Origin of the sequence: Streptomyces radiopugnans, assembly GCF_900110735.1 — a bacterium.
GTDB classification, from domain to species: Bacteria; Actinomycetota; Actinomycetes; order Streptomycetales; family Streptomycetaceae; genus Streptomyces; species Streptomyces radiopugnans.
Genome location: NZ_FOET01000010.1, coordinates 135,935 through 157,257, shown reverse-complemented (window position 1 = coordinate 157,257; position 21,323 = coordinate 135,935). Strand labels below are relative to the sequence as shown.

Annotated in this window: 18 protein-coding genes and 1 tRNA gene; 8 read left to right on the top strand and 11 right to left on the bottom strand. The window is 73.9% G+C overall.

From position 1 onward, the window contains the following. Positions 1-58 precede the first annotated feature (58 nt). On the top strand, positions 59-1,558 hold the full coding sequence (locus BMY40_RS18495) for a type III PLP-dependent enzyme domain-containing protein (RefSeq protein WP_093660962.1): 1,500 nt from the start codon (positions 59-61) through the stop codon (positions 1,556-1,558). On the opposite strand, the gene BMY40_RS18490 is transcribed toward BMY40_RS18495, so the two are convergent. From BMY40_RS18490 to BMY40_RS18480, 3 genes are all read right to left on the bottom strand, one after another. Beyond that, positions 1,539-2,165, bottom strand: coding sequence for a hypothetical protein (locus BMY40_RS18490; RefSeq protein ID WP_093660960.1), 627 nt, complete (start codon positions 2,163-2,165; stop codon positions 1,539-1,541). The genes BMY40_RS18495 and BMY40_RS18490 overlap by 20 nt on opposite strands. Before the next feature lie 192 nt (positions 2,166-2,357). Continuing rightward, complete coding sequence (locus BMY40_RS18485; protein WP_093660958.1) at positions 2,358-3,284, bottom strand: MurR/RpiR family transcriptional regulator; 927 nt, start codon at positions 3,282-3,284, stop codon at positions 2,358-2,360. A 426-nt stretch (positions 3,285-3,710) separates the two neighbouring features. Beyond that, positions 3,711-5,120 carry a cystathionine beta-synthase gene (locus BMY40_RS18480; protein WP_093660956.1) on the bottom strand — a complete coding sequence of 470 codons (1,410 nt, stop codon included), beginning with the start codon at positions 5,118-5,120 and terminating at the stop codon, positions 3,711-3,713. Between the two features lie 215 nt (positions 5,121-5,335). Here BMY40_RS18480 and BMY40_RS18475 point away from each other — a divergent pair, with 215 nt between their 5' ends. The 3 genes from BMY40_RS18475 to BMY40_RS18465 all read left to right on the top strand — a co-directional run bounded on the left by BMY40_RS18475 (position 5,336) and on the right by BMY40_RS18465 (position 9,316). Next, positions 5,336-6,481, top strand: coding sequence for an SGNH/GDSL hydrolase family protein (locus BMY40_RS18475; protein ID WP_093660954.1), 1,146 nt, complete (start codon positions 5,336-5,338; stop codon positions 6,479-6,481). Positions 6,482-6,754: 273 nt separating this feature from the next. Continuing rightward, on the top strand, positions 6,755-7,975 hold the full coding sequence (locus BMY40_RS18470; RefSeq protein ID WP_093660952.1) for an acetyl-CoA C-acetyltransferase: 1,221 nt from the start codon (positions 6,755-6,757) through the stop codon (positions 7,973-7,975). A 309-nt stretch (positions 7,976-8,284) separates the two neighbouring features. After that, on the top strand, positions 8,285-9,316 hold the full coding sequence (locus tag BMY40_RS18465; RefSeq protein WP_093660950.1) for a hypothetical protein: 1,032 nt from the start codon (positions 8,285-8,287) through the stop codon (positions 9,314-9,316). Here the strand turns inward: BMY40_RS18465 and BMY40_RS18460 are convergent. From BMY40_RS18460 to BMY40_RS18445, 4 genes are all read right to left on the bottom strand, one after another. Continuing rightward, the gene (locus BMY40_RS18460) at positions 9,300-9,644 is read right to left on the bottom strand and encodes a hypothetical protein (RefSeq protein WP_177214054.1); all 345 of its coding nucleotides are present in this window, start codon (positions 9,642-9,644) and stop codon (positions 9,300-9,302) included. The genes BMY40_RS18465 and BMY40_RS18460 overlap by 17 nt on opposite strands. Positions 9,645-9,834: 190 nt before the next feature. Beyond that, positions 9,835-10,701 carry a Bax inhibitor-1/YccA family protein gene (locus BMY40_RS18455; protein WP_093660948.1) on the bottom strand — a complete coding sequence of 289 codons (867 nt, stop codon included), beginning with the start codon at positions 10,699-10,701 and terminating at the stop codon, positions 9,835-9,837. Between the two features lie 260 nt (positions 10,702-10,961). Then, the gene (locus tag BMY40_RS18450) at positions 10,962-11,768 is read right to left on the bottom strand and encodes an ABC transporter substrate-binding protein (RefSeq protein WP_093660946.1); all 807 of its coding nucleotides are present in this window, start codon (positions 11,766-11,768) and stop codon (positions 10,962-10,964) included. 442 nt (positions 11,769-12,210) lie between these two features. Next, positions 12,211-12,292: transfer RNA gene (locus tag BMY40_RS18445), tRNA-Leu, on the bottom strand. A gap of 375 nt (positions 12,293-12,667) precedes the next feature. Here BMY40_RS18445 and BMY40_RS18440 point away from each other — a divergent pair. Together BMY40_RS18440 and BMY40_RS18435 are read left to right on the top strand one after the other, a co-directional pair. Then, positions 12,668-13,459, top strand: a complete 792-nt coding sequence (locus BMY40_RS18440; RefSeq protein WP_093660944.1) for an ABC transporter ATP-binding protein — start codon at positions 12,668-12,670, stop codon at positions 13,457-13,459. Between the two features lie 70 nt (positions 13,460-13,529). Next, positions 13,530-16,064, top strand: a complete 2,535-nt coding sequence (locus tag BMY40_RS18435) for an ABC transporter permease (protein WP_093660942.1) — start codon at positions 13,530-13,532, stop codon at positions 16,062-16,064. A gap of 313 nt (positions 16,065-16,377) precedes the next feature. On the opposite strand, the gene BMY40_RS18430 is transcribed toward BMY40_RS18435, so the two are convergent. Further along, entirely contained in the window at positions 16,378-17,760 is a 1,383-nt protein-coding gene (locus BMY40_RS18430; protein ID WP_093660940.1) for an NAD(P)/FAD-dependent oxidoreductase, read from the bottom strand. A gap of 680 nt (positions 17,761-18,440) precedes the next feature. Between BMY40_RS18430 and BMY40_RS18425 the strand changes: the two genes are divergently transcribed. Both BMY40_RS18425 and BMY40_RS18420 read left to right on the top strand, forming a co-directional pair. Then, a complete protein-coding gene (locus tag BMY40_RS18425; RefSeq protein WP_093661082.1) occupies positions 18,441-18,713 on the top strand; it encodes a type II toxin-antitoxin system Phd/YefM family antitoxin in 273 nt (90 codons plus the stop codon). Next, the gene (locus tag BMY40_RS18420; RefSeq protein WP_093660938.1) at positions 18,710-18,979 is read left to right on the top strand and encodes a type II toxin-antitoxin system RelE family toxin; all 270 of its coding nucleotides are present in this window, start codon (positions 18,710-18,712) and stop codon (positions 18,977-18,979) included. The genes BMY40_RS18425 and BMY40_RS18420 overlap by 4 nt, the downstream gene beginning before the upstream one ends. Positions 18,980-19,056: 77 nt before the next feature. Here the strand turns inward: BMY40_RS18420 and BMY40_RS18415 are convergent, their stop codons facing one another. From BMY40_RS18415 to BMY40_RS18405, 3 genes are all read right to left on the bottom strand, one after another. Further along, entirely contained in the window at positions 19,057-20,046 is a 990-nt protein-coding gene (locus tag BMY40_RS18415) for a Ppx/GppA phosphatase family protein (RefSeq protein WP_093660936.1), read from the bottom strand. Beyond that, positions 20,043-20,591: a DUF501 domain-containing protein gene (locus tag BMY40_RS18410; protein WP_093660934.1), complete on the bottom strand. Its 549-nt coding sequence runs from the start codon at positions 20,589-20,591 to the stop codon at positions 20,043-20,045. The genes BMY40_RS18415 and BMY40_RS18410 overlap by 4 nt, the downstream gene beginning before the upstream one ends. An 82-nt stretch (positions 20,592-20,673) precedes the next feature. Next, the gene (locus tag BMY40_RS18405) at positions 20,674-21,192 is read right to left on the bottom strand and encodes an FtsB family cell division protein (RefSeq protein WP_177214053.1); all 519 of its coding nucleotides are present in this window, start codon (positions 21,190-21,192) and stop codon (positions 20,674-20,676) included. Positions 21,193-21,323 lie beyond the last annotated feature (131 nt).

Sequence of the window (21,323 nt, the reverse complement as noted above, 5' to 3'; positions counted from 1 at the left end):
TAGAACTAGTCAACGGGTGGTGTCGTCCGCCTGCTCCGGCCGTGTTTGTCTTGTGTGCATGGCTTACACGCACCATGCCGCCGTTCCGCCGGAGTCCCCCAGGGCCTCGGAGTCCCCCGAAGTCCCAGGCGCCTCCGGGACCTCCGCGAGCCCGCGGGCCGCCGCGGCCGTGGCCCGCCGCGACGCCGCCGTACGGGCGGCCGTCGCCCGCGGGCTGCTCTCCGACGAGCACCCGGTCGCGGCCCTGCTGGACGTGGCGTCCGTACGGGAGACGGCCGCGGCCCTGCACGCCGCCTTCGACGAGGTGACCGCCCCCGGACAGCCCGTGCTGCACTCCTTCGCGGTGAAGGCCTCCTCCCTGGTCCCCGTGCTGCGGCTGCTCGCCGACTGCGGGCTGGGCTGCGAGGTCGCCAGCCCCGGCGAGCTGGCCCTGGCCCGGGCAGCCGGGGTCGGACCGGAGCGCATCGTCCTGGACTCCCCCGCCAAGACCGCCGGCGAACTGCGCGAGGCCCTGGAGCTGGGCGTCGCGCTCAACGCGGACAACCGCCAGGAGCTGGAGCGCCTGGACGCCCTGATGGCCCCCGGCGCCCTGCCCTCCCTCCCCGGCGGCCGGTCCGCCTCGCCTGTCGGCCTGCGCGTCAACCCGCAGCTCGGCGGCGGCAGCATCGGCGCGATGAGCACCGCGACGGCCACCTCGAAGTTCGGGTTCGCCCTCCAGGACGAGGGGGCGCGCGAGTTCGTCGTACGCGCCTGCGCGGAGCGCCCCTGGATCACCCGGCTGCACTGCCACGTCGGCTCCCAGGGCATGCCGCTGGAGAAGATGGCCGCGGGCGTGGCCGCCACCTACGAACTGGCCGAGGAGATCAACCGGGCCGCCGGGGAACGGCGGATCGACACGCTCGACATCGGCGGCGGCCTCCCGGTCAACTTCGACTCCGAGGAGGTCTCCCCGACCTTCGCCGAGTACGCCCGGCTGCTGCGCGACACCGTCCCCGGTCTGTTCGACGGGCGCTACGGGCTGGTCACCGAGTTCGGACGGTCGGTGCTGGCCAAGTCCGGGCTGGTGCTGGCCCGGGTGGAGTACGCCAAGAGCTCCGGGGGCCGCGCGATAGCGGTCACCCACGCGGGCGCCCAGGTCGCCGTGCGGACGGTCTTCGCACCCGAGGCGTGGCCGCTGCGGGTCGCCGCCTACGACGGGCTGGGCCGGCCCAAGCGGGGCGCGCCCGTGGTGCAGGACATCGCCGGGCCCTGCTGCTTCGCCGGCGACCTCGTGGCGCGCGGCCGGGAACTGCCGGAACTGGCGTCCGGCGACCTGGTGGCGCTGCTGGACACGGGGGCGTACTACTTCTCCACCCCGTTCGACTACAACAGCCTGCCCAGGCCGGGCGTGTACGGCTTCACCCTCGGGGACGCCGCGAGCGCCGCGGCGGACGGGGCGGACGGCGGCGGCAGCGACGGCGTGTGCTTCGCGACCGTACGTCCGCCCCAGACGCTCGACGAGCTCGTCGCCGCGTCCGGCGGGGCTCAGCGCGACGCGCTCACCGCGCCGCGGCCGTGACCCGCGCCCGGGGGCGGCGCTCCCGGGCCGCGCCCGGCGCCGGGGACCGGCGGCGGGCGCCGCCCGGCGCGGCGTCCCCGGCCAGCGGGCCGGTGGTCATCCAGCCGCGCACGTCCTTGCGGGACGGGCTGCGCCCGTCCGCCCACTCCGGGCGCACCCACAGCAGCTTCTCGTTGCGCCGCTCCCAGCGGCCCAGCCACACCGCCTTGGCCCACAGGCCCGCGCCGGCCCCGGCCAGCAGCATGCCGCCGGCGGCCGGGGCGGCCAGGGACGAGGCCACGGCGGACAGGAAGGCGGCGGCCAGCCACCAGCGGCGCCTGCGCAGCCAGGCGCGCACGGTCACCGCGCGGTCGTGGAGCACCACCCACTTGCCCGCCGCGGTCGACGCCTTGATCAGTCCGGCGCAGCGGCGGCGGCGCGCCAGGAAGGCCGCCACGGCCGCCACGAGGAGGAGCGCGGCCCCGCCCAGGATCCCGATGCGCCGCCCGGTCAGTCCCGGTACGGCCAGGCCGGCGCCCGCGGCCGCCACTCCGGTCCACCACAGTGCGGTGCCCGCCGTCCGCGTGTACACCGCGACCCTCGCCAGCGCGTACGCTCCCCGTCCCACGGCAGCCCTCCTCGTTCCCTTCGGTACGGTCTCCGTTCGGCCGTGTGCCGCCACCGTGTCACCGCGTGACGGCTCGCTCGGTGCGAAAGCGTACTGAGGGATGATGAGATTCGCCTGAGAGAACGGCTGATCCCGCCCGGCGCCCGCCCGGATCCCGTCCGGCATCCGGCGTACGGCGCCCGGCCGCGCCGGTCAGTCTGCGAACAGCCCCCGTCGGGCGGCGCGCGCGTCGAAGTCCTCCAGCCGGGCCTGCGCGTCGGGCAGTTCGTCGCACATCGCCTCCAGCAGCACCCGTCCCAGCATCATGGGCGAGCAGGCGGTGTCGAAGGACAGCGCGGTCCCGACGGCGGCGGGCAGCAGCAGGTCGCCCGGGCGGGCGACGGGCGCGAAGACGCTGTCGGCGACGGTGACGATCCGCAGCCCGGCCTCCCGGGCGCGCTCCAGCGCCGCCACCGTCTCGCGCGGGTGGCGCGGCAGCGCGAAGCACAGCAGCGCGCTCGCCCCGGCCCGCACCGCGGCGTCGAGGCGGTCGTCCAGCATCGAGCCGCCCTCGTCCAGCAACCGTACGTCCGGGTGCACCTTGGCGGCGAAGTACGCGAAGCCGCGGGCCTGCGCGGCGGCGGCCCGCAGCCCCAGGACGGGCAGCGGGCGGGAGGCGGCCAGCAGGCTCCCGGCCTCGGCGACGGGGGCGGGGTCGGCCAGTTGCGCGGCCAGCTGCCGCAGGTTCTCGATCTCGGCGTGCACGGCCTGCTGGTACGCGTTGCCCGCCATGCCGCCGCCGTCCGCCCCGCCCGCTCCCGCACCGGAAGCACCGCCCTCCGAGGGCACGGGTAGGGCTTCGCGCAGATGTCTGCGCAGCGCCGGATAGCCGTCGAAGCCCAGTGCCACGGCGAAGCGGGTCACCGACGGCTGGCTGACACCGGCCAGCTCCGCCAGCTCCACGCTGGACAGGAACGGTGCGTCGTCCGCGCGCCGCACCATGCAGTGGGCGATCCGCCGCTGGGTGGGGGTCAGCCGGTGCCCCTCGAACATCCTCAGCAGCCGCGCGCCCGCACCGCTCACCGTGCCCACCTGCCCCTCCGCCCCGCCGGCCCTCTTCAGGACCTTCCTGCTCCGCATAAGCCTATTCAGTATCGGCCAGTATCGGCCCGGCCCGCCGGGACGCGCACATGCGGAGAGCCCGGGCCGGGCCGGGGACGGTGGGGCGGGACCGGACCGGCCCGCGAGACGGGCGCGCACGCCCGCCGCGCGAGAGGGCTGCGCCGAGGGCTCGCGTGCCCTGCGCGCGGGGCCCGCGCGGAGGAGTCGCGCGGAGGAGTCGCGCGGAGGAGTCGCGCGGAGGAGTCGCGCGGGGACCGCCGCACCCCGGTGCGGACACCAGGGGCGGGACGACGGCGGTCCCCGCGAGGACGCGTGGCCGGGTCGGGCCCGCGTCCCGGGCGCCGGGAGGAGTCCGGGAGCCGCTCCGTGGTCCTCCGCGCCGTTGGACACCACAGTGCCCGACGGGTGTTAAGCGCGTTTTTCCGGGCCGTGACGGCCTGGTACCTACTCCGTCCCGCCGCTTCCGGCCGCGCTGCTCCGGGTGAGGAAGGCCAGCAGGTCCTGGCGGCTGACCACCCCGGTCGGCTTGCCCTCCACCAGCACGATCGCCGCGTCGGCCCCCTCCAGCACCGCCATCAGGTCGGCGACCGGCTCGCCCGAGCCGACCTGCGGCAGCGGTGCGCTCATGTGGGCCTCCAGCGGGTCCTCCAGCTTCGCGCGTCCGGTGAACAGCGCGTCCAGCAGGTCGCGTTCGACGATCGAGCCGACGACCTCGGCCGCCATCACGTCCGGGTGCCCGGCGCCGGGCTTGACCACGGGCATCTGCGAGACGCCGTACTCGCGCAGCACCTCGACGGCCTCGCCGACCGTCTCCTCGGGGTGCATGTGGACCAGCGAGGGCAGCCCGCCCTCCTTGCGGCGCAGTACGTCGCCGACGCGGGCCTGGGTGGGCTCGCCCTCCTCCAGGAAGCCGTAGTCCGCCATCCACTCGTCGTTGAAGATCTTCGAGAGGTAGCCGCGCCCGCCGTCCGGCAGCAGGACGACGACCGTGTCGTCCTCCCCGAGGCGCTCGGCCACGCGCAGCGCCGCGACCACGGCCATGCCGCAGGAGCCGCCGACCAGCAGGCCCTCCTCGCGGGCCAGCCGCCGCGTCATCCGGAAGGAGTCCTTGTCGGAGACGGCGACGATCTCGTCCGTCACCTCGGGGTCGTAGGCGCTGGGCCAGAAGTCCTCGCCGACGCCCTCCACCAGATAGGGGCGCCCCGAGCCGCCGGAGTACACCGAGCCCTCCGGGTCGGCGCCGACGATCCGCACCTTCCCGCCGGAGACCTCCTTGAGGTAGCGGCCGATGCCGCTGATGGTGCCGCCGGTGCCGATGCCGGCCACGAAGTGGGTGATCCTGCCGTCCGTCTGCTCCCACAGCTCGGGACCGGTGGTCTCGTAGTGGGAGAGCGGGTTGTTCGGATTGCTGTACTGGTCCGGCTTCCACGCGCCCGGCGTCTCGCGCACCAGCCGGTCGGAGACGTTGTAGTAGGAGTCGGGGTGCTCGGGGTCGACCGCGGTGGGGCAGACCACGACCTCGGCGCCGTACGCTCGCAGTGTGTTGATCTTGTCCGTGGACACCTTGTCCGGGCAGACGAAGATGCAGCGGTAGCCCTTCTGCTGGGCCACGATCGCCAGCCCCACCCCGGTGTTGCCGGAGGTGGGCTCGACGATGACGCCGCCCGGCTTCAGCTCGCCGGAGCGTTCGGCGGCCTCGATCATCCGGACCGCGATCCGGTCCTTCACCGAGCCGCCCGGGTTGAAGTACTCGACCTTGGCCAGAACGGTGGCCCGGATCCCCGCCGCCACGTTGTTCAGCTTGACCAGCGGGGTGTTGCCGACAAGCTCGATCATCGAATCGTGATACTGCACCTGGTTCTCCGCACTCGGGGGCAGTCGCCGTCGCCTGCCCGTACAGCCAGCCTAGGGGGACGCCGGAGTCCCGTTGACGCGCGTTGCGCAGCGCCCTGTACTGGGCATGACACCCATAGTGACGTGCGGGTGCCGCACGGACCGCGCGCCGAGCCTACGGGGCGCGCGCACGGGGCGCGAGGAGGCTGCGGGGGCGCGGCGGAACGGAGGGCCCGATGGCGAGGGCTGTGCCCGGACCGGTGTCCGGGGCGAGAGTGGCGCGCAGGATCGCGACCGCCGCGGCGTACGGCGGCGGAGGGGCCGGGCTGCTCGGCGGGGCGGCCGTCGGCCTGCTGATGGCCGAGGTGCGGCTGGCGCGGCGCCGGGTGGGCGGCTCGGACGACGTGCCGCCGGTGGCGGACGGGGTGTACGGCACGGCCGTCGCCGCCCTCGGGCCGGGCGCGCAGGCCACACCGCTGCGGCTGGCGCTGCTCGGCGACTCCACCGCCGCCGGGCAGGGCGTCCACCGGCCGAGGCAGACCCCGGGCGCGCTGCTTGCCGCGGGTCTGGCCGCGGTGGCGGAGCGTCCGGTGCGGCTGCGCAACGTGGCGCTGTCGGGGGCGTGCTCGGACGACCTGGACCGCCAGGTGTCGCGGCTGCTGGAGAACGGCGGCATCGACGGCGACGGCGCTCCCGACGTGTGCGTCGTCATGATCGGCGCGAACGACGTCACCCACCGCGTACCGCCCGCCGTCTCGGTGCGGCTGCTCTCGGACGCGGTGGCGCGGCTGCGGGCGGCCGGGTCCGAGGTGGTGGTGGGCACCTGCCCGGACCTGGGCACGGTCGAGCCGGTCGCCCAGCCGCTGCGCTGGCTGGCCCGCCGGATGAGCCGCCGGCTCGCGGCGGCCCAGACGGTCGCGGTGGTGGAGCGGGGCGGCCGGACCGTCTCGCTGGGCGATCTGCTCGGCCCGGAGTTCGAGGCGAACCCGCGCGAACTGTTCGGCCCCGACAACTACCACCCTTCGGCGGAGGGCTACGCGACCGCCGCCATGGCCTTCCTGCCCACGCTCTGCGCCGCACTGGGCCTGTGGCCCGAGGAAGACGAGCGTCCCGGCGCCCCCGGTTACGCCGATGACCCCGGCGCCGCGTGCCGCGCGGGGATCCTTCCCGCCGAGGAGGCCCTCCCCGTCGAGGCCGCGGCGGCCGCGGCGGCCGGGGAGGGCGGTACGGAGGTCTCGGGGACGCGCGGCCCCCTGGCGCTGCTGAGGCGCCGCCGCCGCAGGCGGCTGCCGGCGGCCGGTGTGATCGCGGTGGCCGAACGGCCCGGGACGCCCGAGCCCGCGGGCGCCGGAGGCGGGGACGTCCGGACGCCGCTCCGCTGAGGACCAGGTGGGATCCGCCGGGCGCGGGCCGTACGGTCCGCGCCCGGCGGATCCCGCCCACGCGCCCTGCCGTACGGCCCATGCGGCCCCGAGCGGCACAGGACGCGGTCCGGGACGGCCCCGGGCGGTCCGAGGTGGCACGGCGAACGGGCGGAGCTGAGCAAGCGCTTAGAAAAGAGGCCCGGATCACACGTGGCGAGTCGTGACCGCCGCCTTACGGAACGGTAGTTTCCAAGCATCCACAGCCCTCCGCCCTCGTTCCCTGGAGCCGTGATGCCCGAAGCCGTGATCGTCTCAGCAGCCCGTTCGCCGATCGGACGCGCCTTCAAGGGCTCGCTCAAAGACGTCCGCCCGGACGACCTGACCGCCGGCATCGTCAAGGCCGCGCTGGACAAGGTGCCGCAGCTGGACCCGACCGAGATCGACGACCTGATGCTGGGCTGCGGCCTGCCCGGCGGCGAGCAGGGCCACAACCTCGGCCGCGTCGTCGCCGTCCAGATGGGGATGGACCACCTGCCGGGCTGCACCGTCACCCGCTACTGCTCGTCCTCGCTGCAGACCACCCGCATGGCCATGCACGCCATCAAGGCGGGCGAGGGCGACGTGTTCGTCTCGGCCGGCGTCGAGACGGTCTCCCGCTCGGTCAACGGCACCTCCGACGGCATGCCCGGCACCCACAACCCGGTCTTCGCCGACGCCGAGGCGCGCACCGCGGCCCGCGCCGAGAACGGCGGCGAGGGCTGGCACGACCCGCGCGAGGACGGCGAGCTGCCCGACGTCTACATCGCCATGGGCCAGACCGCCGAGAACCTCGCCCGCCTCAAGGGCGTCACCCGGCAGGACATGGACGAGTTCGGCGTGCGCTCGCAGAACCTCGCCGAGAAGGCCATCGCCGCCGGCTTCTGGGAGCGCGAGATCACCCCGGTCACGCTGCCCGACGGCACGGTCGTCTCCAAGGACGACGGCCCGCGCGCGGGCGTGACCCTGGAGGGCGTGCAGGGCCTCAAGCCCGTCTTCCGCCCCGACGGCCTGGTCACCGCGGGCAACTGCTGCCCGCTCAACGACGGCGCCGCCGCGCTGGTGATCATGTCCGACACCAAGGCGCGCGAGCTGGGCATCACCCCGCTGGCCCGGATCGTCTCCACCGGCGTCTCCGGCCTGTCCCCCGAGATCATGGGCCTGGGTCCGGTCGAGGCGTCGAGGAGGGCGCTGAAGCTGGCCGGCATGACCATCGACGACATCGACCTGGTGGAGATCAACGAGGCGTTCGCCGCCCAGGTGATCCCCTCCTACCGGGACCTCGGCATCGACGTGGACAAGCTCAACGTCAACGGCGGCGCCATCGCCGTCGGCCACCCCTTCGGCATGACCGGCGCCCGCATCACCACCACGCTGATCAACTCCCTCCAGTGGCACGACAAGCAGTTCGGTCTGGAGACGATGTGCGTCGGCGGCGGCCAGGGCATGGCCATGGTCATCGAGCGCCTGAGCTGAACCGGCCCCGGACGTACGGGCCCCGGTCGCGGCCCCGCCGCCGCGTGGTCCGTGTCACACCGGACCGGCGCACGATGTGATCTGAACCACCGTCGGCGCGCCGTCGATGCACCGGTGAGACCGAAGAGCCCCCAGGATGTGATCTATGTCCTGGGGGCTCGCCGTCTTCCCTGCTCACAGGGGTTCCATTGGTCCGCACGGAGGTCCGCGCACGCCCTTTTGGCGGTGCCCGGCGCACCGCTCGACAGGAGATTCCCCTCCGGCTGCGATAGGAATTCAGGGATCGGAGTTCCAACCGGGAGTACGTCAGTGAGCGCCATATCCCTCATCCTGCTGCTGGCCGCCGCCGTCGCCGTGGCGCTGGGCGGCGCCGCCCTGCACACCGCCCTGGGCCTGCGCCGCCGGCTCACCGAGCTGCGGGTGCAGCTCGCCGCGGCCGAGGCGCGCGGGACCCTGGCGCGCGCCTCCGTTCCCCCGGCGCGTACGTCCCCGGACGCCGAGGAGATCCGGTCCGCCGTCGCCGCCGCCCTCGCCGAGGAGCGCGAGCGCGAGCTGGCCGAGGCCCGCGCCTTCTGGGCCGCCCAGGAGGCCCGCGACAACCGGGCCGAGGGCCTCCTGCCGGAGGGGCGCGGCGCGGAGTACGAGGGCGCCGACCTCGATCCGGCCCTGCTCGACGCCCTGCTGGAACGCGCCCTGGACGGCGGTACGCACGAGGGCGAGGCCTTCGTACCGCGCCAGACGGACCGGGAGGGGGCCGGGTCCGGGGCGAACGTCCGGCGGCCCGCCGCGCCCGGTTCCGAGGACGCCGGGGAGTCCGGCAACCCCGGGAACTCCGGGCACTCCGGGCACACAGCCGGGGGGAAGGGACCCGGCGCCGACTCCGCGGAGCTGGCCGCGGCCCGCCGCCGCCACCCCTCGCACCCCGGCTACGACCTGAACGGCGATCCCGTCGTCCCCGGGCCCGCGACCGGTCCCGACGACCTGGAGGAGTCCGGGGGCTCCGACGGCACCGAGGAGTCCGACGGCGCCACCGGGACCGCCAGCGACCACGAGTCCACCCGCCTGCGGCTGGCGGAACTGGCCGAGCGCCGCACGCCGCTGGCCGACGTACGGCCCGGCCCGCTGGGCACGCTGGACGTCTACGTCTTCGCCGACGGCACCACCGTCTGCATGACGCCGGGGCACCGCGAGACCGCCGAGCGGCTCGCCGCCGCGGTGCGCGAGGGCGTCGAGCCGGTGCTGCTGGGCGGCTCGGGCGTCTCCGGCTCGTACGCCCTCACCTTCGCGTGCGGCGGGGAGAGCGTCTACGTCCTGGCCGACCGGGTCATCGTCTCGCTCTGAGCGCCGCGGACTCGGCGGCCTCCACCAGCGCCACGGCCTCGGCCAGCTCCCGGGGCCCGGCCCCGGCCCGCTCGCCGGCCTCCCGCAGCGCCTCCGCCAGATCGTGCCCGGCCACCGCGAGTTGGTCCCCGACGGCGAAGAGGCCCGCGTCGGGCAGCTCGTGCGGGGCGCGGCCGGGGGACTCCAGGCGCTGGGCGCGGTCGGCCAACTCCCTGGCCAGTCCGAGCCCCTCGGCCGCCGCCCCCCGGGCCAGGGCGCTCTGCGGCATGGCCCGCAGCCGGTCGGCGAAGCGGTCCACGGCGGTCAGCAGGGGGGTCACGTCGAGCACGGCGCAACCCTATGCGTCCTGTGCGCCCCGCCGCCAACGGGCGGAGCGCGCAGGACGCACAGGACGGACAGGGCGGACGGGGGACGGACGCGGGACGGACGTGAGGAGCCCCGGGGCGCGTTCGCGCCCCGGGGCTCCTCAAGGATCCCTGTCCGGACCCCGGCCCGGGGCCGGGGTCCGGACAGCCGGATCAGTCGCTGCTCTGCAGGATGGCGATCAGCCGCAGGAACTCCAGGTAGATCCAGACCAGGGTCAGGGTCAGACCGAAGGCGGCCAGCCAGGACTCCTCGCGGGGGGCGCCGTAGGCGACGCCGTCCTCGACCTGCTTGAAGTCCAGGGCGAGGAAGGCGGCACCGAGCACGATGCCGATGACGCCGAACAGGATGCCCAGGCCGCCGCTGCGGAAGCCGAGGCCGTCACCGCCGCCGAAGACGGCGAACAGCAGGTTGATGCCCATCAGCAGGATGAAGCCGATGGCCGCGGCCATCACGAAGCGGTAGAAGCGCTGCGTGACGCGGATGATGCGGGCCTTGTACATGAACAGCACGGCGGCGAAGACCGCCATGGTGCCCAGCACCGCCTGCATCGCCGCCCCGTTAGCGATGTAGCTGTCGACGTAGTTGCTGATGGCCCCGAGGAACAGGCCCTCGAAGGCGGCGTAGGCCAGGATCAGCGGGGGCGACGCCTTGCGCTTGAAGGACTGCACCAGACCCAGGACCAGCGCGATCAGCATCGCGCCCAGGGCCAGGCCGAGCGACAGGTCCGTGATCCACGCCACAGCCGCCATGGCGACGACCAGGCCCACCGTCATCGACGTACGGGCGACGACGTCGTCCATCGTCATCCGGCCGGCCTGCGGCGGGGCGGCCGGCGGGAAGCCCTGCTGGCCGGCCGTCTGGGGCTGCTGGGCGTAGGGGTTGGTGGGCTGGGGGCCGGTCGCGTACGGGTTGGCGGCGTACGGGTTCCCGGCCTGCGGCTGCTGCGTGGCGTTGAAACCGGCGTAGCCGTTGTCTCGGCTGAATCCCCGTCGCGAGAAGACCGGGTTACTGCTCCTCATCTCACTCCTCCATGGCCGCACCGCGCGGCCCTTCCTCAAGGGTAATGCTTTAGCAAAGACCGCACGGTAGTGCACTTGCAAGAACGACGGAAGGAGTCGTGATTGTTCCGGTACCCGCCGTCGCGCCTGTGATGCCCCGCCAGGAGGCGCCGTACGCCTGTCCCGGCCCCTGTCCGACCTCCTGCGTCCGGGCCTCGCACGGGCGGCGGAACCGGGCCGCCCACGACCGCCCGGGGGCGACGGCACGGCGCCCCGGCTGATCACCGCAGAGGCACCAGATCGGCGTCGACGGGCAATCCCTCGACATGCCGGTTGGACACGGCCGCCAACTCGTAGTCGTGGCGGGCGCCCTGCTGCCACTGCCCGCCCGCCAGCCGCACGGTGGCGACGTTCGGCACGGGCCCGGCCGTCCAGTCCAGCGGCCCGGCGACGGTCTCCAGGCGGGTCCGGCCGACCGCCGCGGCGACCGCCGCCGGTTCGGTGTAGCCGGCCGGGTCCACCAGCCGGTGCCCGCGTGCGCGGGCGGCCGGGGCGAAACCCCGCTCCGCGTGCCGCGACCACGTCCCCTGCGGACCGTCGTTCCACAGGCACCCCACGGGCCGCCCGGAACCGCCGGCCTGCTCCCACAGATCCGCGAAGACCTCGGCGATGTCGTCCAGCCCCCAGCAGAAGTGGTACGTCCAGCGGAACGGCGTGCTCTCCCGCGCGCCGCGCCCGTAGTAGTAGACCTGCCACGGAAAGGTGCTCGACACGCAGGGCACACCCGCCTCCTCGCAGGCGTCGGCGGCGGCCGGCAGCACCTCCGTGCCGGCGAGCGTGAGGACGATCCGCGCCCCCTCGTCCCGCACCGGCTCGCGCACCGCCTGCCGCGCGCCGTCGGCGGTGGAACGGCTGTCCCGGCCCACCAGGCGCACCGGGTACTCCCGCGAGCCGTTGCGGATCCGGGTCAGCTCCGGCTCCAGCAGGGACACGGCGAACGCCAGCGGGTCCCCCGGGTTCGCCAGCCGCCCGGAACGTGCCGCCACCACGCCCACCGTCAGGGCCTGCCCTCCACTCGGCTCCCGCATCTCCGTGTCCTCCGTGCTGGACTGCGCGCGTACTCCCTGACAACGGCGGGAAGACCGGGGCGGGCACTGGCCGTCACTCTCCCGGCGGCACGGGAGCCGGGCAGGGGCACGTGGAGGCGGCCTGTGACGCCCGGGGGCCGGCCCCCGGGCCTTCTCGGCGGTGTGCGGTCCGCCCGCGGCGTCACCGCTGCGGCCGGCCTCGAAGAGCGGACCCGCTCCCGGCAGTTCACCCGTAACCGATTCGCCCGGGCCACGACGAGGGCGCCCCGCTCCCGAAACCCGGGCGAGGCGCCTTCACCGCATCAGGCTCGCCCGCACTGTCACCGGCAACGCGTCGAAGCGCGCTGCCCGCCGGTAGGCGTCGGCAGCGGATCGCCCCTGGGCCGGGACAGCGAATGGTGCCGGCGGCGCCCCTGCGAGGGGGGCCGCAAGGAGTCCGGTGTGCCCGGAGCCGGATTCGAACCGGCACGGCCTGTAGGCCAACGAGGTTTAAGCTCGTCGTGTCTGCATTCCACCATCCGGGCACCGGCTCATGGACCGCACGGCTGGCTACGGCCCTCCCCTGGACGCTCAACGAGCCTATCGGCGGCGCTCGTACGGACAACGGGCTTCCGGCCCCAGGTTGTCTGATTTTATTGGCAACTGATGCAGCATCAGCGGCGCACGCCCCTCTTCAAAGAGGATCACGCGCCCCCGCACCGCCGCCAGGAATGACGGAAAGTCGCTGCCCAGCCACGGGAAGGCATCAGGGTGCCCTCTCCTCCTCAGGGATGACCCGGACCGCTCCGGTCCCCCCGAAGACTCCCTCCGAGACCGGTTCGGGGGTGGACGCCGGTGGCCGGTTTCGCACGGACGATGGAGGGGTCCCCGTCAAGCCGCTGTGACAGGAGCCCCTTCCCGTGACCACCAGCACCCCGCCCGACACCCGCTCCGAGCCCTCCGCCCCCGCCGGCGCCGCGGCCGCCCGCGCCGTGGACCTGACCAAGGTCTACGGCCAGGGCGAGACGAAGGTGGTGGCCCTGGACTCCGTCACCGTGGACTTCCGGCGGGGGGCGTTCACCGCGATCATGGGCCCGTCGGGCTCGGGCAAGTCCACGCTGATGCACTGCATGGCCGGTCTGGACTCCTTCTCCTCCGGCTCGGCCTGGATAGGTGAGACCGAGCTGTCCTCCCTGAAGGAGAAGAAGCTGACCCGACTGCGCCGGGACAAGATCGGTTTCATCTTCCAGGCGTTCAACCTGCTGCCCACCCTGACGGCGCTGGAGAACATCACGCTGCCGATGGACATCGCGGGCCGCAAGCCCGAACGGGAGTGGCTGGACCGCGTGGTGGAGACGGTCGGCCTGTCGGGCCGGCTGGGGCACCGTCCCAACCAGCTCTCCGGCGGCCAGCAGCAGCGCGTGGCCGTCGCCCGCGCCCTGGCCGCCCGGCCGGAGATCATCTTCGGTGACGAGCCGACCGGCAACCTCGACTCGCGTGCGGGTGCGGAGGTGCTGGGCTTCCTGCGCAACTCGGTGCGGGAGCTGGGCCAGACCGTGGTCATGGTGACCCACGACCCGGTGGCCGCCTCGTACGCGGACCGGGTCGTCTTCCTCGCCGACGGCCGGATCGTCGACGACATGGCCGACCCCACCGCCGAGAGCGTCCTCGACCGCATGAAGGCGTTCGACGCCCGGGGCCGCACCAGCTGACCGGCCGGTCCCCGCCCGGAACGCCCCCGCCCGCAGCGCCGCCACACCTATCCCAGGATCACGAGACCCCATGTTCCGTACCGCCCTGCGCAACGTGCTCGCGCACAAGGCCAGACTGCTGATGACCACGCTCGCCGTCATGCTCGGCGTGGCGTTCGTCGCCGGCACCCTGGTCTTCACCGCCACCCTCTCCGAGGCCTTCGCGAGGAGCTCCGCCAAGGGCTTCGAGGCCGTCGACGTCGCCGTCCGCCCCGACTTCTCCAGCGACGAGACCGACCCCGGCGGCCCCTCCGACCTCCCCCGCGAACTGCTGGAGCGGACGCGGGAGCTGCCGGGCGTCGAGCACGCCACCGGAGCCGTCTCCGGCTTCGCCGCCCTCGCCGGCAAGGACGGCAGGCTGGTCGGCGAGGGCTGGTCGACCCAGGGCGGCAACTACGACACCGGCCCGGACGGGTCGGGCGAGGACCCGCGCTACGACCTGCGCGAGGGCCGCGCCCCGCAGCGCGCCGGCGAGATCGCGCTGGACTCCGCGACCGCCGGGCGCACCGGCTACGGGGTCGGCGACACCGTACGGCTGTCCGTCAGCGGCCCGGTCCGCGAGGAGAAGGTCACCGGCGTCTTCGACACCGACGACGGCAACGTCGCCGCCGGCGGCACCCTGGTGCTGTTCGACACCGCCACCGCCCAGGAGCTGTTCTCACAGCCCGGCATGTACAGCGAGATCGTCCTGACTGCCTCCGAGGGCGTGGGCCAGGGGGAGTTGAGGAAGAGCGTCGAGAAGATCCTGCCCGAGCAGGCCGAGGCGGTCACCGGGCAGACGCTCGCCGACGACCAGGCGAGGATGATCGAGGCGGAGATGGAGGGCATGCGCACCGGGCTGCTGGTGTTCGCCGGGATCTCGCTCTTCGTCGGCGTCTTCATCATCGCCAACACCTTCACCATGCTGGTCGCCCAGCGCACGAAGGAACTGGCGCTGCTGCGCGCGGTCGGCGCGAGCCGCCGCCAGGTGACCCGCTCGGTGCTGGTTGAGGCCGTGGTCGTCGGCGCGGTCGCCGCGGGGATCGGCCTGCTGGCGGGCATCGGGATCGGCGCCGGACTGCGCTCGCTGATGGGCTCGCTCGGCGCCACCGTGCCGGACGGCCCGCTGGTGGTCACCCCGGCCGCGGTCGTCGCCTCGCTGGTCGTCGGCATCGCGGTCACCGTGGCCGCGGCCTGGCTGCCCGCCCGCCGCGCCGCGAAGGTGCCGCCGGTCGCCGCGATGAACAGCGTGCACGCACCCGCCACCGTCCGCGGCCTGGTCGTGCGCAACACCATCGGCGCGGTCCTGGCCGGCGCCGGGGCCGTGCTGGTGCTGGCCGCCACCGGCATGGACGACGGCAAGGTGCCGATGGGCGCGGGCGCCGGCCTGCTGGTGATCGGCGTGTTCGTGCTGACGCCGCTGCTGTCGCGCCCGGTGATAGCCCTGGCCTCGCCCGTGATGCGCGTGGCCGGTGTGTCGGGGAAGCTGGCGCGTCTCAACGCCGTGCGCAACCCGCGCCGCACCGCCGCCACCGCCGCGGCGCTGATGATCGGCCTCACGCTGATCACGGGCCTGACCGTGATAGCGAGCAGCGTCCAGAAGGGCGTCGACAAGATGGCCACGGAGGCGCTCAAGGCCGACTACGTGGTCTCGATGGCCAACTACAGGCCGCTGTCGCCGGAGATCGAGCGGACGCTGGCCGAGCAGGACGAGGTCACGGCCCTCAGCCCGATGCGCAACTCCCTCTCCCGCATCGGCGACGAGTACGAGTTCCTCACCGGCGTCAACGGCGAGGGCTTCGGCAAGCTGGCCGAACTCGACTTCACCGAGGGCTCGTTCGCGGGCCTGGGCGGCGAGAGCGTCATCGTGGACGCCGACACCGCGCGGGGGCACGGCTGGAAGACCGGCTCGACCTTCGAGGTGGTCTACGAGGACGGCGAGCGCGGCGAGCTGACCGTCGGGGGCGTGTACCGGGACAACGAGATGATGACCGGCATCATGCTCGACACCGCCGTCCTGGACCCGCATCTGGAGAAGGTCACCAGCATGCAGGTGCTGGTGGCCACCGAGGGCGGCGCGAGCGAGTCGGCGAAGTCCGCCCTGGAGGACGCCCTCGGCAACAACCCGGCCGTTCTCGTCCAGGACGAGGAGGACGTCTCGGAGTCCGTCGCCCAGATGATCACGCTGATGCTGAACATGCTCTACGGGCTGCTGGCCATGGCCGTGGTGGTCGCGGTGCTCGGGGTGGTAAACACCCTGGCCATGTCGGTCTTCGAGCGGTCGCAGGAGATCGGGATGCTGCGGGCGATCGGCCTGGACAGGCGCGGCACCAAGCGGATGGTCCGGCTGGAGTCGCTGGTGATCTCGCTGTTCGGCGGGGTGCTCGGCGTCGGCCTGGGCGTCTTCTTCGGATGGGCGGCCGGGGAGCTGATCTCGGCGTCGCTGCCCACCTACGAACTGGTGCTGCCCTGGGAGCGGATGGGCGTCTTCCTGGCGCTGGCGGCGCTGGTGGGCGTGCTGGCCGCGCTGTGGCCGGCGCGGCGGGCCGCGCGGATGGACATGCTGGAGTCCATCAAGACCGAGTGACAGGTGCGCCGCCGCGCGGCGGCGCACCGCGCGGGACCCCGGGGCCCGGACCGCTCGGCGGTCCGGGCCCTTTCCGCATGCGCGGGACCGGTCCCCGGGCCGGCCCGCGGATGCGACGGTTCCCCGGGCCCGGTGGTCCGGGTGGTCGGGTAGCCGTACGGAGCACGCGCCGTACGGGGGCCGCCGCGCCCCCCGTACGGACACCCGCGCGGGGGCGGGAAAGCCGAGGGGCGCCCGGCCCCTCCGTGTGCGGGAGGGGGCGGGCGCCCCTGCGGTGTGCCGCGTGCGCCGGTGCCAGGCGTCCGGCGTCCGGTCAGGAGGCCTTGGCCTTGGGCCGGGACTCCCGAGCGGCGGCCGAGACCGGGGCGGCGGCCTCGTAGAACTCCTCGCGCGGGTTCTCCACGGCGCCGAGGGAGACGACCTCGCGCTTGAGGAACATCGCGAGCGTCCAGTCGGCGAAGACCCGGATCTTGCGGTTCCAGGTCGGCACCGCCAGGCCGTGGTAGCCGCGGTGCATGTACCAGGCGAGCCGGCCCTTGAGCTTCAGCTTGACCCGCTTGCCCAGGGCGATCATCGCGACGCCCTTGTGGAGGCCGAGACCGGCCACCGCGCCCTTGTTGGCGTGGCGGTACTCGGTCTGCGGGAAGCCCCGCATGCCCGACACCACGTTGTCGCCGAGCACCTTGGCCTGGCGCAGCGCGTGCTGGGCGTTCGGCGGGCACCAGGCGTTCTCGTTGCCCGCGTCGCGGCCGACGAGGTCCGGGACCTGGGCGTTGTCGCCCGCGGCCCAGATGTAGTCGGAGCCCTTGACCTGGAGCGTCGCCTCGGTGTCCACGTGGCCGCGCGGGCCCAGCGGCAGGCCGAAGCGGGCCAGCGCCGGGTTCGGCTTGACGCCGGCGGTCCACACGATGGTGTCGGAGTCCACCTCGAGGCCGTTCTTGAGCACCACGTGGCCGTCGACGCAGGACTCCATGGACGTGGACAGGTAGACCTCCACGCCGCGCTTCTGGAGGTGCTCCAGACCCCACTTGCCGAGTTCGGGACCGACCTCGGGGAGGATCTTGTCCGCGGCGTCGACGAGGATGAAGCGCATGTCCTCGCGGCGGACGTTCGTGTAGTACTTGGCCGCGTCGCGCGCCATGTCCTCGACCTCGCCGATGGTCTCGGCTCCGGCGAAGCCACCGCCGACGAAGACGAAGGTCAGCGCCCGGCGGCGGACGGCCTCGTCGTTCGTGGAGTCGGCCTTGTCGAGCTGCTCCAGGACGTGGTTGCGCAGGCCGATGGCCTCCTCGATGCCCTTCATGCCGATGCCGTTCTCGGCCAGGCCGGGGATCGGGAAGGTGCGGGAGACCGCGCCGAGCGCGACCACCAGGTAGTCGAAGGGCAGCTCGTAGGACTCGCCGACCAGCGGCGAGATCACGGCGACCTTGCGGTCCTGGTCGATGTTGGTGACGCGGCCGGTGAGGACCTCCGCCTTGGGGAGCACGCGCCGCAGCGGGACGACGACGTGGCGCGGGGAGATGGACCCGGCGGCTGCCTCCGGCAGGAAGGGCTGGTACGTCATGTACGAGCGCGGGTCGACGACGGTGACGGTCGCCTCGCCGTACCGCATCTTCTTCAGGATGCGGCGCGCTGCGTACAGACCGACGTACCCGCCACCCACTACGAGGATTCGCGGACGCTCCGTGGTGCTCATGCCTTCGAGTATCCACTGCCGTCAGGGGGGACCCTCGTGAGGGTCTTCACAAGCACCTCACCCTCTTCTGCTACACTCCGCCGACCCGTGACCGGAACCACACCCGGAACCGGGAACCGGCGCATCTCACGGCACGTTTAACACCCCCTGTGAGCTGCGCAATCGCTCTCCGGTGGGACCGGGCGGAACCGCCGCCGCCCCGGAGGGACCCGATGTTCCGACACCCCCGGAACCGTCCCTTCCGGGTCACGGAGACCCGGATTCGCCACTACCGACAGGTAACATCGCCTGCTCGCGCGCTTTTCCTTGTGAAGAAGTTCACGAACTTTCCCGGCGGGGTCTTCCGCGACGCCCCGATCGCGCCTTCGCGGGGATGCGCGGGAGCGGCCGGCGCCACCGGCCCCGCGCGTCTGACATGGTGTTTCCACCGACGGGGAGGGGACCTGGCGCGCCGTCTCGCACTGCTGCCGATCCTGCTGGCCGCGGGGTGCGCCCTGCCCGGCGAGAGCCGGGCGTGCACCCTCGTCGGCGCCGAGTCCGGGGTCCGGGTGGGCCGGCGGCCCTCCAGGCCGCGCCGGACGAAGGTCTGGCCCGGAACCGACCGCCCCCGCGCGGGCCGTGGGCGCGCGAGTCCGCCACCGAACCACCCAGGTGTACACATAAGCGTGTACACTTTTCTCATGACCGAAAACACCGTGACCGTACGGGACGCCCGCGCTCATCTCGCGGACCACATCGACCGGGCCGAGCAGGGCACTCCGACGGTGATCACGCGCAACGGCACTCCAGTGGCGGCCGTGGTGCCGATCTCCGACTTCGAGGCACTGGAGGAGGCGGCCGACGTGATGCTGGCCCGAGAGGCAGAAGCGGTCCTGGCCGAGGGCGGCCCTACTGTGACGATGGCCGAACTGCTGGCGGACCTCTTCACCGAGCACGGTGAAGATGCGGCGTGAAGTACGCGTTCCGGTTCACTACGGCGGCACAGCGGCAGCTCCGGGCCATCAGCCGGCCCGACGCCATGCGCATTCTGACCGCGCTGACCGCGCTCGGCGACGACCCGTACCGCGAGGACGCCGACGTCAAGAAACTCGCCGGCCCGTCCGGGCTCTACCGGCTCCGGGTCGGCAGCTACCGGATCGCCTACCAGGTTGACGAAGGTGAACTCGTCGTTCTCGTCGTGAAGGTGGGCAACCGGCGCGACGTCTACCGGAATCCGTGAGAGCCGGGGCTCCTCGGGACCGTCGCGGCCCCGAAGGCCCCGGCCGCGTCACCGGGGCCCGGGCCCCGGGCCCCGGGTCAGCGCGTGGCGCAGGAGTGGGCGATGCCGTCGAGGATGTCGTGCTCGCTGACCACGACCTCCTCGGCCCCGGTGCGCTCCATGACCGTCTGGAGGACCAGGGCGCCCGCGCCGATCACGTCCACCCGGCCCGGGTGCATCACGGGGATGGCGGCGCGCTCGTCGTGGGTGGCGGCCAGCAGGCGCGCGGTGACCTCCGCGACCTCCTCCGCGCCGATCCGGGAGTGGTGGATGGCCGACGGGTCGTACTCGGACAGTCCCAGCGCGACGGCGGCGACGGTGGTGACCGAGCCGGCCAGCCCCACCAGCGTCCGCGCCCCGGCCAGCGGGACGGTCTCCTCCACCAGGTCCAGAGCGGCCTCGGCGTCCGCCCTCATCGCGGCGATCTGCGCCTTCGAGGGAGGGTCGGTGATCGTGCCGTCGCGCAGCAGATGGCGCTCGGTCAGCCGGACGCAGCCGACGTCCACGCTGCGGGCGGCCCGCACCCCGTCCTCGCCGACCACGAACTCCGTGGAGCCGCCGCCGATGTCCACCACCAGGTACGGCCCCGGCAGGTGCTCGGCGCCCGCCAGCTCCCTGGTGGCGCCGGTGAAGGAGAACGCGGCCTCCTGGTCGCCGGTGATCACCTCGGGCTCGACGCCCAGGATGTTCACGACGCCGCGCACGAAGTCGTCCCGGTTCCCGGCGTCGCGCGAGGCGGAGGTGGCGATGAAGCGGGTGCGCCCGGGGGTGACGCCGTGTCCGCGGATCACCTCGGCGTACTCACGGCAGGCCGCGAAGGTGCGCTCCAGCGCCTCGGGGGCCAGCCGCCCGGTGCGGTCCACGCCCTGGCCGAGGCGGACGATGGTCATCCGGCGGTCGAGGTCGGTCAGTTCGCCGGTGGCCGGGTCGATGTCGGCGACGAGCAGGCGGATGGAGTTCGTGCCGCAGTCGATGGCCGCGACCCTGACCGTCGCGCCGGCCGTCGTACTGTTCGCCGTCTCCGTCACCGCGCACCCTCCCCGCTGTCCTCGCCGTCCCCGGCCGCGCTCACGCACGGCCCCTTGCGCCACCACTCCGGGAGCATGGCGATCGCCTCGTCGCCCAGCGGGTTGACGCCCGGGCCCGCGACCAGCGAGTGGGCGACCAGGACGTGCAGGCACTTGACGCGGTCGGGCATCCCGCCCGCGCTGGGGAAGCCCTCCAGCACCTCGATGGCGTCGCGGCGCGCGATGTAGTCCTCGTGCGCCCGGCGGTACGCGGCGGCCAGCTCCGGGTCGGTGCGCAGCCGCTCGGTCATCTCCTTCATCACGCCCTCGGCCTCCAGGGTGCCGATCGCGGAGGCCGCGCGCGGGCAGGTGAGGTAGTACGTGGTCGGGAAGGGCGTGCCGTCCTCCAGCCGCGGCGCGGTCTCCACCACGTCGGGCTGCCCGCAGGGGCAGCGGTGCGCGATGGCGCGCAGACCGCGCGGCGGGCGGCCGAGCTGCTGCTGGAATGCCTCGACGTCGGCTTCGGTCGGCGCGGTGGGCTCGGTACGGGGCGGGGGCGTTTCCATGTGGCCAGGATGCCTCAGGGGTGTCGGGGCCGGGCGCGGGGGCCCGGCGGGGCGGTCGGGGTCCGGGCCGCTTCCGGACCGCTCAGGGGCGCTGCCCGGCGGCGCCGGAGGCGTCCGCCGCGTCCACCCCGTCCCACAGGTGCCGGTACCAGGCCTGTTCGGCGGGGCCGGGCTCGGCGGTGCGGCGGGAGCGGGAGGCGCCCTCGCCGGTACGGCCGGCCGTGCCGCGCGGGAGGATGTAGCCGGTCTCGCCGGGGCGCACGTAGAGCAGGTGCTCGCGGATCATCCGCTCCACGTAGGCCGGGTCCTTCCAGCGGGCCTTCAGATCGCGCTTCTCCTCGACCCGGCCGCGCAGTTCCTCGACCAGGCGCCGCTGCTCCTCGATCTCCGCGCGCTGCGAGACGTACTGCCGCATGGGGTAGGCCAGGGCGACCACGAGCGAGCACAGGACCAGGACGAGCAGTGCGGCGCGGCCGGTCAGCCGACTGCGGCGGGGGGCGCGCATCCGGCGGTTCTGGGCGCGGTAGACGCGCTCGGCCGCCTGTGTGCCCAGCGCCCTGAGCCTGGTCGCGGTGGAGAACCTGTCCCGTTCCGCGGCCACCTCGCCTCCCCTGCTGCCCTGTCGTCGCCGTGCCGTCGCGGTGTGCCGCCGCGTGTCACCGTGTACCGCCGCATGCCGCCGCGTCCCCGCCACCGTACGGGACGGCGGCGGGGACGCGGTGACGGCGGGGC